We start from the raw sequence: 11,991 nt of genomic DNA on the forward strand, positions 1-11,991 counted from the left end.
GCCCAAGTTGAGTTGTGTCCTCCCCGGCGGACTGCCCACTCGCCGGCTTCGCCGAAGAGCACGCGCTGCGCGCGGAGGGTGTGGGGTTAGCGGGGGGTTTCTCGGCGGGCGGCTAGGTCGGCTAGGCGGTGCAGGGTTTCTTTGTTGCGGGGGGAGAGGAAGAGGGCTTGGGCGGCTGATGGGAGGATTGAGAGGGGGCCCTTGACGGCCTCCTCGTGCATTCGGACCAGGGTGCCGCCGTCCTCTTCGGACAGTTCGAAGCGGATGTGGGCTGCGCCGAAGGGCCACATGCCGGCTTCCAGTTCCAGGGTGCGGCCTGGGTCGCAGGAGCGGACTGATGTCACGTCCGAGACCAAGGCGGGCCAGGTGCCTACGCTGTGGTGGATGCGGGTGCCTGGGGCGGGCCAGCCGGCGTCTACCTCGCGGATGTGGGCTGCGCCCACTACCCAGCTTGCGTAGGACCAGCCGTCCGACAGCACGGCGAAGACACGGGCCGCCGGGGCGGGGATTCGCAGGCTCACCTCGACCATGACCTGCGGGTTCCCCGCGCGGCGGTGGGGAAACTACTTCGCTCGGGTGCCCTTGAGCTTGACCAGGTCGGATTCGAAGAGGTTGGCCAGCACGGCGAGGCCGCCTGGTGCTTGCCGGTCCGGCTTGGCGATGTAGGACTGGGTGCTTGACGGGCGGCCGACCAGGGAGAACCTCAGGGGGCCGGTCAGGCTGTCGGTGTCCACCGCGTTGGTGTCCTGGAACGCTCGCAGGACGCCGTCGCGGCTCAGGTCGCGGGCCGCGCAGGCCTTTTCCAGTACTGCGGCGAAGGCGATGCCGATGGCGTAGCCGTGGTCTACCGAACCGGTTGGCTTCTGGCCGGGGAACTTGCGTTCGAACTTCTCGGCTACGGACTTCGGGCCTGGTAGGTCGGCTGCGTAGGGGGCGATTGGGGAGACCACCAGGACGCGCTCGATCACGGCGTCGGCTACCGGGGAGTCGAGGATGAGCGGGTCGTAGCCGACTGCGTTGACGAGGAACGGGGCGTCCCAGTTCAGCTTGTCGGCGGTGCCTACGGCGGATGCGGTCTGGGGTGGGGAGGTGCTTAGGAACACTGCCTTCGCGCCTGCCGCCTTCAGCTCCTGGACTGGCGTGATGACGTCGGTGGTGGCCTCGGGGACGGTCTTCGTGATCAGGTTCAGGCCCCACTGCTGGGCGGCGAACTGGCTGCCCTCCAGGCTGTTGCGGCCGTAGTCGCTGTCCACGTGGATGTGGCCGATGGTGTCGCCGGGCTTGAAGCCGTTCTGGCGGCGGAGGTGGTCGAGGCCGTTGATGACGTCCAGGTCGTAGGTGGTGCCGACGATCATCATGTGCGGGTTGCCGAGCAGCGACGCCGACCAGGACGCGGGGGCGACGATGGCCCGCGTCTGCATGAGGTCGGGGGCGATCGCGGCGGTCATCTGGGCGCCTGCAACGTCGATGAAGCCGAGCACCTGGGGCTCCAGCTCGAAATAGCCTTCCAGGGCTCGGTCGACGTTGTAGCCGTGGTCCTTCTGCTTCAATTCCACCTTGCGACCGCAGATGCCGCCGCGTTCGTTCAGCTCGCTCAAGTACAGCTCGTAGCCCTTGATCCGGATCAGCGCCGACTGCGAGAACGGGCCGGTCATGTCGGTCAGCACGCCGAGCGAGATCGTGTCCGCCGTGACCCCGGGACCTGCCTTGACCTGGGCGTTGTCATCGGTGGCCGCGCAGCCGCCGAGGGCCAGGGCGGCGACCAGGATGATCACGACGTTACGCACTGATGACTCCCACATATCCGCTACCGACCAGTAGGAGTATTCGGTGCGGCTGCCCGGATCACCTCATTCTGTGACATGACCCACGCCGGTGAACTTGTGGTCCGGCGATCCGTAACGCGCGCGAGCCGCCCCTTTCGGAATGCATTCCGAAAGGGCAGGGGGCGGTGGGGGGTGTGAACGTGGGGGGTGCTGTCTGTGAACGATCCGGGTTCTAATACAGGGGTCGGCCGATCTCCCTGGAGTCGCACATGACACCTCCGCGCACCAGTTCCCCTGCCCTGGTCGGGAGGGGTGGTGAGTTGGCTGCGTTGGTTCGGGCCGTGGTGGCGCGGCCGTCGGTGGCGATGGTGGTGGGTGAGGCCGGGGTCGGGAAGAGTCGGGTGGTGCGGGAGTTGGTGCGGCGGCCCGAAGTCGGGGCGGTGCAGGTGTTGGCGGGGTTTTGCCAGCCGTTGCGTGAGCCCTTCCCGTACGGGGCCGTGTTGGACGCGTTGCGGACGGTGCGGGTTCGAGGGGCGTTGAGTCCGGTGACCGGGGTTTTGCGGGTTCTGGTGCCGGAGATCGCCGGGTTGTTACCGGAGCCGCCTGCGCGGCCGGACGACCCGCGGCACGAGCGTCATCACCTGTTCCGGGCCGTGCGGGAGGTGTTGGCGGCAGCTGGACCTGTGTTGTTGGTGGTGGAGGACCTGCATTGGGCGGATGACGGGTGTCGGCACCTGTTGCGGTTCCTCATGGCCGATCCGCCCTCGAACCTCTCCGTCCTGGTCACCTACCGGCGGGAGGACGCGCCGGGCGGGATGGCGTTGGGTGCCGCGTACCGGCCGCCGGCCGGGGTGACCGGCGCGGTGGTCGAGTTGGGGCCGTTGGATCGGGACGGGGTGCGGGACCTCGCCGTGGAGATCCTCGGCGGGGACGTGTCGGCCGAGTTCGCGGCGAGGCTGCACGAGCGGACGGCGGGGATCCCGTTTGTGGTCGAAGAGGTGTTGCGGGTCCTGCCGGGGGCGGACTGGCGGTTGCTGGACGACGTCTCCGTGCCGGCGCTGCTGCGGGACGCGATGGCCGAGCGGCTGGACCGCCTCCCCCTCGCCGGGCGGCGGATCGCGCAGGCCGCCGCCGTGCTGGGGGTGCCGGCGTCCGAAGAGCTGTTGGCACGGGTGGGCGCCGTCGAGGCCGAGCGGGCGCGGGGTGCGTTGAACCACGCCCTGCACAGCGGGGTGTTGTTCGAGAACGACGAGATGCGGTACGGGTTTCGGCACGCGTTGGCGCAGCAGGCCGTCTACGACACGCTCACCGGGCCGGAACGGCAGCGGTTGCACGTCCGGGCGTTGGAGGCCTTGGAGGGCGTGCATCCCCGGCCGGTCATGCAGTTGGCGGAGCACAGCCGGCGGGCCGGGCGGTCGGCGGACTGGGTGCGCAACGGGGAAGCGGCGGCGGACCGGGCGCTGGAGGTGGGCGACCCGTCCACCGCGACCCACCTCTACCAGCGGTTGCTGGACGAGGCCTCGCTGACGCCGGCCGACGTGGACCGACTGGCGGTGAAGCTCGGGCAGGTGGCTCGGGGCGGGATCGACCAGCACGACCCGCGCACCACCTTGGAGCGGCTGCTCAACGACCGGCGGCTGTCCCGCGAGGCGCGTGGCGAGGTGCGGCTCAACCTCGGGTTCCTGCTGGTCCGGCAGTTCGAGAGCGTCGTGCAGGCGCGGGTGCAGATCGAGCTGGCCGTCGAGGAGTTGGCCGACCACCGGCCCGACCTGGCCATGCGCGGGCGGGCCGTGCTGGGGCAGCCGTTCGTGGGCGCCACGCCGTTGGCCGAGCACCTGCGGTGGATGCGGGTGGTGGACTCGTTCATCGAGCGGTGCGACGACCCGGGGGTGCGGTACTCGTTGCTGGCCAACGAGTTGGGCTCGCGGCTGTCGATCGGCGACCGGGGCGTCCTGGCCGAGCTGGACCGGTTGCCGGCCGGGGCGGACGACGTGGAGACGCGGCGGCACCTGGCGCGGGCGAACTGCAACCTGGCCGACGCCTGCATGCTGGTGGGCCACTTCGACCTGGCGCGGGACTTCCTGGACAAGGGGCTGCGGCTCACGGTGGGCGCGGGGGTGCCGTTCACCGCGAGCACCGGCCAGTCCACCCAGATCCACCTGGACTGGTACTCCGGCAACTGGGGGTCGCTGGTGTCGCGGGCCGGGCGGCTGCTGGAGGAGTACCGGGAGCTGCTGCCGGTGGCCAGCGAGATCTCACTGGTGCTGGGGTGCCTCGCGGTGGCGCGGGGCGACTGGGACGACGCCGAGCGGCACCTGGCGGAGTCCGGGGTGCGGTCGGTGGAGAACTCGATCACGCCGGTGGCGTTGGGCGGGTTCGCCGCGCTGACCCGGTTGTGGCTGGAACGCGGTGACGTGGCGCGGGCGTGCGCCGAGGCGGACCGGGGTGTCGAGTTGTTGCGGCGCAAGGGGGTCTGGGCGTGGGCCGGCGAACTCGCGCCCGCCGCCGTGGACGCCTGGTGCACGGCCGGGCGGGTCGAGGACGCCGTGAAGCTGGTGGAGGAGCTGTCCGCGGGGATCGCCGACCGGGACGCGCCGCTGGCCGGGGTGGCGGTGAAGGTGTGCCGGGCGCTGCTGGCGACGGCGCGGGACGAGGACGCCGTGTTCCTATTGCAGGACGCGCGCCGGGCCGCCGACGAACTCGGGCTGGCGTACTACTCGGCGGTGTTGTCCGAGCGGATCGCCTTGTGCGGTTCCGCGGTCGCCGCGCTGGGCGAGGTGGCGGACCGGTTCGACGCGTTGGGCGCGAGCCGGGACGCGGCGCGGTGCCGGCACCTGGTGCGCGGAGCGGGGGTGGCGACCCCGTCGCGGCGGGGTCGGCGGGGCTACGGCAACGCCCTGTCGCCGCGTGAACGGGACGTGGCCCGGCTGCTGTCCCAGGGGCACACCAACCGGGAGATCGCCGAAGTGCTGTTCCTGTCACCCCGGACCGTCGAACAGCACGTGGCCCGGGTCCTGCGCAAGCTCGGCGTGGCCTCGCGGGCCGAGCTGGTGACGTGAAGGAGGGCTTGCCGCGAGCACGCGGCAAGCCCTCCGTCCGGTCGTGGTCGGCCGGTCAGCTCACAAGTACGAGCGCTGCCCCCACGGCATCGCCGCGGCCAGCTGGGCCCGGCGGCCGATGTCGAGCTTGCGGTAGATGCGCGTGATGTGCAGTTCGACCGCCCGGGTGGACACCGAGAAGTGCTCGGCTATCTGCCGGTTGGTCATGCCCTCCAACATCATCAGCGCGATCCGGTGCTCGTGCGGTGTGAGCTGCTCGCGCGTCCGGGCATCGGCGCTCTGCCCGTCGCGTGGCCGAACCATGCCGGGGACGCGCTCGCCCTCCGGCACTCCCATCAGCACGTGCCACTGGCGGATGCGCACCTCCGCGATGGACTGCGAACGCACGTACGGGTCACCGCGCACCAGGTCGCGCGCGGCGGACTCGTCGGGCACCTGGCAGATCAACAGGACACCGGAGCCGTCGGCCCACGGTCCCGTGCCCACCAGGACGCCCTGCTCTGCGAGCGGTCGCCAGTATTCGCGATGTGCGAGATGAATGGATCTCCGCACCTGGCGCGCATCACGAAATGTCAACTCGACGGCGAAAGCCACTGGACTGATCCCCATTTCATTCCGCGGCCGACTTTCGTGACACACTCAACTGTCCCCCTAATTCAGTGTCAAGTGAGACACCTCACACGGGGGATTCCCGAAGCCTATGGCTCCGATAGCGGCTTCACGAACCAGTGCTCCGCATAGCGGTCGTCATTGAACGCCGGCACCTCAGCGTAACCGTGCTGGGTGTACAGGTTTCGGGCTTCGACCAGGTCAGCGCGGGTGTCGAGGCGAATGGAGGATGCGCCAAACGAGACAGCAGCAGCTTCCACGGCTACCAAGAGTGTTCTTCCGCCGCCGAGTCCGCGTGCGTCCGAATGGATGAAGAGCCGCTTCAACTCCGCAGTTGTCGGGTCGACCATGCGGAAGCCGGCACAGCCCAGGGCGCGCCCGTCCCGGAACGCGAGGAAGAACATCGAAAGGTCGTCGGTCGGGTCGTCCGCGATCGCCCGGTCCACCTCGGTGTCGGTGGCCGGGCGGCCGTAGTAGCGGCCGATGATGTCGGCCAGGTACGTCCGGATCAGGCCTACCGCGGCGGGGCTGTCGGGCGCAACTGGCTGAACGGTCCAAGTCGTCACGCGGCTATTCTCAGCAGGCGTTGGGCCATTCGGACACCTGGTTTTCGCCATTCCGGACGCGTGTAAAGTCCTCGCCCGTGGCAGCGCAACAGGTCCGCGTCGAGCGGGACGCGGCGGGTGTGGCCGTGCTCACCGTGGACGCTCCCCCGCTGAACCTCTACTCCGCCGAACTCCAGGACCTGCTCGACGCCGCCGTCGGCGACCTGGAGGACCGGCCCGCCCGCGCCCTGCTGATCAGGTTCGAGGGCAAGGTGGTCAGCGGCGGGGTGGACGTGCGGCTGTTCGCCGCGCAGGAGACCCGGGGGCGCGCCAAGGCCCTGTTCGACCAGATGCTCGACCTGCCCGACCGGGTGGCCGGCCTGCCGTTCCCGACCGTCTTCGCCGCGCACGGCCTGTGCCTGACGTGGGCGTTCGAGGTCGCTCTGGCCTGCGACATCCTGCTGGCCTCGGAGCGGGCGTCGTTCGGGCTGGTGGAGCAGGTCATCGGGCTCACCCCGACGATGGGCGGCACGCAGCGGCTGGCCGCGCGCGCCGGCGTGGGGCGGGCCAAGGAGTTCGTGATGACCGGCGACCGGTACGACGCGGCCACGCTGGAGCGGTGGAACGTGGTCAACCGGGTGCTGCCCGACGAGGGCTTCGACGACGCGGCGCTGGCGTTCGCCACGGCCCTGGCGGCCGGTCCGACGATGGCGCACGCGGCCACCAAGCAGGTGCTGGCCCACTACGAGCGCGGCGGCGTGGCCGAGGCCAACGAGCACGTCACGTCCATCGCGGCGGACCTGTTCGAGACCGAGGACCTGCGCAACGGGGTGGCGTCGTTCCTGGCCGACGGCCCCGGCAAGGCCACGTTCAGCGGTCGCTGATCCGCCGGTACTCCAGCCACCGGTCGCTGACCTGCGACCAGATGGCCTGGTACTGGGCGAACAACGCCTCCACGTGGGCGCGGTCGACGTCCTCGGGCTTGGTGGCGGCGATGTAGTGCGCCAAGTCGTCGCGCAGGCGGTAGAAGCGGTACTGGGACTCCTCCATCAGCACCCACAGCGACCGCCACGCGAAGAACGGCTCCAGCGCGCTCACCACGGTGGTCAGGGCGACCAGGGAGAACGCCAGGCCGGTCCAGAAGTCCAGGTCCTGCCAGCCCAGGATGATCGTGGCCGTCGCGGACAACGACAGCAGCGACACCTTCAGGGCCGCCGACCGCCGGCGGAACCGGTCCTTGCGCGACCGGCCGTACTCGGTGGCCTCGTTCACCCGCGCCAGCAGGTCCAGCGCGAGTTCCGACGGCGTGAGGCCCGCCTTCACCGGGTGATCTTTGTCCACCCGCGCACCCTAACGGGGGTCGTAGACCGACGAGCCGTACCAGGCCAGCGCGGACCGGATCTCCGCCACGTCCCGCTCCCGCCGCTTGCGGTACCGCTCGTGCGAGATCGGGTAGACCCGCAGGCCGCCCTTGTGGCTGTGGAAGCTGCCGCGCCCCAGCGACTCCGGCGCCTTGGCGGCCCCGTGCAGCCACACCATGACCCACGGCCGCGAGTGGTGCGCGTCGACCCGCACGCGCGAGATCGCGTACCAGGGCAGGCGGCGGCTCTTGGCGCCGTTGGACAGCACGATCCCGTCCGGCCCGATGTCGACGGTCAGCGGCGACCGGAGCACCCCGACCAGCAGTCGCACCGCCACCGACGCGAACACCACGAACGCGACCAGCGCCGCCGCCCGCACCCCGGCGGGCGTGTTCGCGGTGTCGCTCGTGATCGCCAGGGACAGCAGGGCGGCGAGGCCGTGCGCGGTCATCCAGCCCAACCCGACCGCGCGGGAGGTCTTGAACTGCGACCCGCTCTTCTTCGCCGGTGGCGTGTAGGGCTTGATCGGCGGCACGACCCGCTGCGGCTGGGCCGGCGGCGGGTCCTCCACCATCAGCCGGGTCGGCGGCTTGGCCGGCTCGGCCATGACCCGGGTGGGCGGCTTGGCGGGCAGGTCGCGCAGCTGGGTGTGCCGCTCCTCCACCAGCGTCCGGACCTGCGCGGGCAGCCACGACGGGTCGTTGGACGGCGGCCCGACCAGTTCCAACAGCCGGGCGGGGGTCGGCCGGTGCGCGGGGTCGCGGACCAGGCACGGCACGATCAACGGCACCAGCCCCGGCGGCACCCGGGACAGGTCCGGCTCCTGGTGCACCACCCGGTAGACCAGGGCCGACGTGGCGCCCTCGCCGAAGGGTCCCGCGCCGGTCGCCGCGTAGACCAGCACCGAGCCCAGCGCGAACACGTCGCTCTGCGTGGTGATCGTCGACCCGACGACCTGCTCGGGCGAGAGGTAGCCGGGCGTGCCGAACACGATGCCCGCCTCGGTCAGGCCGGAGCTCTCCAGGGCGCGGGCGATGCCGAAGTCGATGACCCGCGGCCCGTCGGTGGCCAGCAGCACGTTGGACGGCTTGAGGTCGCGGTGCACCAGGCCCGCGCCGTGGATGGCCACCAGGGCCTCGGCCAGGCCGCCGGCGAGCCTGCGCACGGCCTTCTCGGGCAGCGGCCCGAAGTCGTGGACGGCCTGCTGGAGGGTCGGTCCCACCACGTACTCGGTGGCCATCCACGGCCGTTCGGCGTCCGGGTCGGCCCCGACGACGGTGGCCGTCCAGAACCCGCCGACCGCGCGCGCCATCTCCACCTCGCGCCGGAACCGCTCCCGGAACTGCGGGTTGTCGGCGAGCTCGGCCTTGGCGACCTTGACGGCGACCGGCCGCCCACCACGGGACCGGGCGAGGAACACGGAACCCATCGCCCCGCGGCCCAGGGCGGCGAGCAGCGTGTAGTCGCCGATCCGCTGCGGGGCGTCCGGGGGCAGTGGCTGCACACCACCCACAGTAGAGAAGTACGGGCCGGCCCGACGCCCGGTCCGCCCGGTTCAGGCCGTCATCGTTATCCCCGTCACCGTTCGGCCAGGCCGAGCAACTCGGCGGCCCGCGAGTGCCACGAGTACGTCAGCACCGACCTGCGCAGGGCGTTCGCGGGCTTGAGGCCGCCTTCGGCGAGGGTGCGGCGGACCGCCTCGACGAACTCCGCGTGCCCGGTCACCCCGCGCACGCGGTCGCGGTAGGCGTCCAGCTCGGCGAAGTCCGTGCTGACCACCGGCAGGCCCAGGGCCAGGTACTCCTTGAGCTTGATCGGGTTGGAGTGGCGGATCCAGTCGTTGTCCAGCCACGGCATGATCGCCACGTCGAACGCCGAGCCGTAGGCCGGGATGGTGTCGTAGGGGCGGAAGCCCAGCCAGTGCACGTTGGGGTACTTGTCGTAGCGCTCCATCGGGTGCGTGGCGTCGCCGATCAGCACCAGCGAGACGTCCGGCAGCTCGGCCGCCAGGCGTTCCAGCAGGTCGAAGTCCACCAGGAAGTCGTCCAGCGCGCCGAAGAACCCGATGCGCGGGCCGTCGATCGACCGGATGTCGTCGGGCCACTCGTACTCCGGGCGCGCGGTGAAGTGGTCGACGTCCACCCCGTGGTCCAGGAAGTGCGCGCGGTTCCCGGTCAGCTCCCGCTCGTCCTCCATCAACACATGGCTGACGTAGACGACATGGTCCGCGTGCGTCAGCAGCTGCCGCTCAAGGCCCTGGATAGCCTCCCGGTCGGCCTCCGGGAAGTCCGAGTGCCGATCGGACCGGTTGAACACCAGGCTCCGCCGACGCATCGGGGCCACCACGTCCCACGCCGTAGGGATCGTCACCATGATCACCGGCACCTGCAACCTCAGCACCGCCGCCACCAGCCGCACCTGCGCACGCACCAGCACCGCGTTGACCCGGCGCAGGAACGGCGAGCCGTAGAACGGCAGCGGCAACGGGGACATCACGTAGAAGTTCGGCAACGGCTTGCGCACGAACTTCGCCACGCTCTTGAGCTTCCGCAGGATCCGCCGCGCCACATGGGTGCTGTTGCCCCGAGTCGGCATCCGCATCCCGATGCTGTTCACCACCAGCACCCGACGACTCCCCGCCACCGACCGCATGAGCTGGAAGTCCGAGTGCGCCCGGTTGTGGTACCACCAGTCCTGAGCGGAAAAGCAGATCCACCCGGCACCCCCAGCAGCGACGGGCCACCGCCGCCACCGCACCAGATCCCCCACCGCCCGCCGGTGCTTGGCACCCCGAGGCACCCGCAGCACCTCGTTCAGCAACACCGCCCACCACATGGCGAACGCAGCCAGCCGCCCCCGCCGCTCCCGCACCATCCGCACCCGGTTGGTCGTGGCCATCGACCACAACCAGGCAGAGGTCGACTGCTCACCCCCCAGGTGCACAGCCCCGGCCCGCGGCTCGTACCGAACCGCAAACCCACGATCACCGGCCCTCAACATGTACTCGGTCTCTTCGGAGTACAGGAAGTACCGCTCCTCCAGCACCCCGGTGGCTTCCCGACACTCCCGCGAGATCAACCAGGCGGCCCCGGTGACCCAATCAGCCCGCCCCGCCGTCTCGTACCGCCGCCGATCCGTCACCACCTCCCCCAAGGCTTCGACCCGCCCGGCCCGCTCCCCACCCAACACGGCTTCGCCCAACGCCCGGAGGAAGTTGGGGGCCCGCCGAAGCGACAACTGCTGCCCACCATCGGCGGAGAACAACCGAGGCGCGGCAATCCCGGTACCCGGCAACGCCAACGCGGCCCGCAACAACACCACGGTATCCGGCTCAAGCCGAACATCCGGGTTCAACACCAACACATCACAGTCAGGCGCAGCCGCAAACCCAGCATTAACCCCAGCCGCAAACCCGTCATTCGAGGCCCGTTCCACCACCTGAGCCCAGGGCGCCACCCGCCGCACAACCTCCACCGTGTCGTCCCCGGACGCGTTGTCCACCACCACAACACGACTGTCCGGAATGGACTCCAACGCCACCGCAACGGACTTCAGGCACTCCTCCACCACGTCCGCACTGTGGTAGGTCACGACGACCACGGCAAGCGGCACGGTCACTTCCCCTTCAGACGGGTCTTCACCGCACCCGCCAGGAGGCGGAACGCGAAGGGCAGGTCGTCCCGCAGGTACCGCTTGGCCAGTCGACGGGGTTCAAGGGCAAGCCGGTGCAACCACTCGGCCCCCATCTTCTGCACCACTCCGGAAGCCCTCTTGAACTCCCCGGCAGCCATCGGAATCCCCGCCCCACACCCCAAGTACCAGGCCCCAGGCAACTCGGCCCGCAACGCCCGAATCACCCGCTCCTGCTTGGGAAACCCCAACCCCACCAACACCAGGTCAGGCTTGGCTTCCACCACCTTAGCCACAGCCGAAGCCAACAACGAGGAATCGGAATCAAACCCGAACGGCGGAGAATCAGTCCCCACAACCCGCAACCCGGCAAACCGCCCACACAACACCTCGGCCGCCTTCTCCGGCACCCCGGGCGCGCCACCCAACAGGTACACCGACCGCCCTTCCCGAGCGGCAGCCTCGGACAAGGTGAACACCAACGAGGCCCCGGTAACCCGCTCGGGCACAGCCACCCCGGCCAACCGCCCAGCCCACACGACAGGCATCCCGTCCGCCACCACGACCTCGGACTCGGCGACCAGCTCCCCCAACGCCCGATCCCGCGTAGCAGCCCGCACGATGTCCACGTTGGCCGTCACCACAGCCCCACCCTCACCCCGCCCCCAAGACCGGACGACATGAGCAGCAACGTCAGGCTCACTGACAGCCCACACGTCCACAGCACCAACCCGCACGCGGGCCCGAGGCAACGGCGACATACCCGCGACATCGGGCAGACCCACCCCCCTGTTACCCCCCAAGACCAACACCACACCCGCCACACCCCAGACACCCCCGCCCGAACCGCACACCCGAAGCCCTCCACTCCGCGCGAAGCGCGTGCTCTTGGCTCTTCCCCGGCACGCGCGAAGCGCGTGCACACCCCAACCTGGGCTTTTTGCGTCATCCCCGTATGGCCTGCCCGAAGGGCTACCACATTTTCCGGGGGTTGCAGCCGAAAGTTTTTGCGAGGAACGAG

10 protein-coding genes are annotated in these 11,991 nt (G+C 70.3%); 2 read left to right on the forward strand and 8 right to left on the reverse strand.

Features of this window, described 5'->3' with window-relative positions; genetic code table 11:
- Window positions 1–86: 86 nt before the first annotated feature.
- Window positions 87–530 carry an SRPBCC family protein gene (locus WBN91_RS36820; protein WP_337727904.1) on the reverse strand — a complete coding sequence of 148 codons (444 nt, stop codon included), beginning with the start codon at window positions 528–530 and terminating at the stop codon, window positions 87–89.
- Window positions 531–563: 33 nt separating this feature from the next.
- The gene (locus WBN91_RS36825) at window positions 564–1,787 is read right to left on the reverse strand and encodes an ABC transporter substrate-binding protein (protein ID WP_337727903.1); all 1,224 of its coding nucleotides are present in this window, start codon (window positions 1,785–1,787) and stop codon (window positions 564–566) included.
- Window positions 1,788–2,035: 248 nt separating this feature from the next.
- On the opposite strand from WBN91_RS36825, the gene WBN91_RS36830 reads away from it, so the two are divergent.
- Window positions 2,036–4,825: an ATP-binding protein gene (locus WBN91_RS36830; protein WP_337727902.1), complete on the forward strand. Its 2,790-nt coding sequence runs from the start codon at window positions 2,036–2,038 to the stop codon at window positions 4,823–4,825.
- A gap of 60 nt (window positions 4,826–4,885) precedes the next feature.
- On the opposite strand, the gene WBN91_RS36835 is transcribed toward WBN91_RS36830, so the two are convergent.
- The gene (locus tag WBN91_RS36835; protein WP_121220182.1) at window positions 4,886–5,434 is read right to left on the reverse strand and encodes a LuxR C-terminal-related transcriptional regulator; all 549 of its coding nucleotides are present in this window, start codon (window positions 5,432–5,434) and stop codon (window positions 4,886–4,888) included.
- 89 nt (window positions 5,435–5,523) lie between these two features.
- On the reverse strand, window positions 5,524–6,000 hold the full coding sequence (locus WBN91_RS36840; RefSeq protein WP_337727901.1) for a GNAT family N-acetyltransferase: 477 nt from the start codon (window positions 5,998–6,000) through the stop codon (window positions 5,524–5,526).
- 77 nt (window positions 6,001–6,077) lie between these two features.
- Here WBN91_RS36840 and WBN91_RS36845 point away from each other — a divergent pair, with 77 nt between their 5' ends.
- Window positions 6,078–6,863 carry an enoyl-CoA hydratase/isomerase family protein gene (locus WBN91_RS36845; RefSeq protein WP_337727900.1) on the forward strand — a complete coding sequence of 262 codons (786 nt, stop codon included), beginning with the start codon at window positions 6,078–6,080 and terminating at the stop codon, window positions 6,861–6,863.
- Here WBN91_RS36845 and WBN91_RS36850 read toward each other — a convergent pair.
- From WBN91_RS36850 to WBN91_RS36865, 4 genes are all read right to left on the reverse strand, one after another.
- Window positions 6,850–7,320 (reverse strand): SLATT domain-containing protein, encoded by a 471-nt coding sequence (locus WBN91_RS36850; protein WP_337727899.1) that lies wholly within the window; start codon window positions 7,318–7,320, stop codon window positions 6,850–6,852. The two genes, WBN91_RS36845 and WBN91_RS36850, sit on opposite strands and share 14 nt — an antisense overlap.
- Window positions 7,321–7,329: 9 nt before the next feature.
- Complete coding sequence (locus tag WBN91_RS36855) at window positions 7,330–8,844, reverse strand: serine/threonine-protein kinase (RefSeq protein ID WP_337727898.1); 1,515 nt, start codon at window positions 8,842–8,844, stop codon at window positions 7,330–7,332.
- A 74-nt stretch (window positions 8,845–8,918) separates the two neighbouring features.
- On the reverse strand, window positions 8,919–10,958 hold the full coding sequence (locus WBN91_RS36860; RefSeq protein WP_337727897.1) for a glycosyltransferase: 2,040 nt from the start codon (window positions 10,956–10,958) through the stop codon (window positions 8,919–8,921).
- Window positions 10,955–11,611, reverse strand: a complete 657-nt coding sequence (locus WBN91_RS36865; RefSeq protein WP_337727896.1) for a WecB/TagA/CpsF family glycosyltransferase — start codon at window positions 11,609–11,611, stop codon at window positions 10,955–10,957. The genes WBN91_RS36860 and WBN91_RS36865 overlap by 4 nt, the downstream gene beginning before the upstream one ends.
- Window positions 11,612–11,991: the final 380 nt, after the last annotated feature.

Origin of the sequence: Saccharothrix sp. CCNWYY140 (assembly GCF_037401995.1) — a bacterium.
Lineage (GTDB): Bacteria > Actinomycetota > Actinomycetes > Mycobacteriales > Pseudonocardiaceae > Actinosynnema.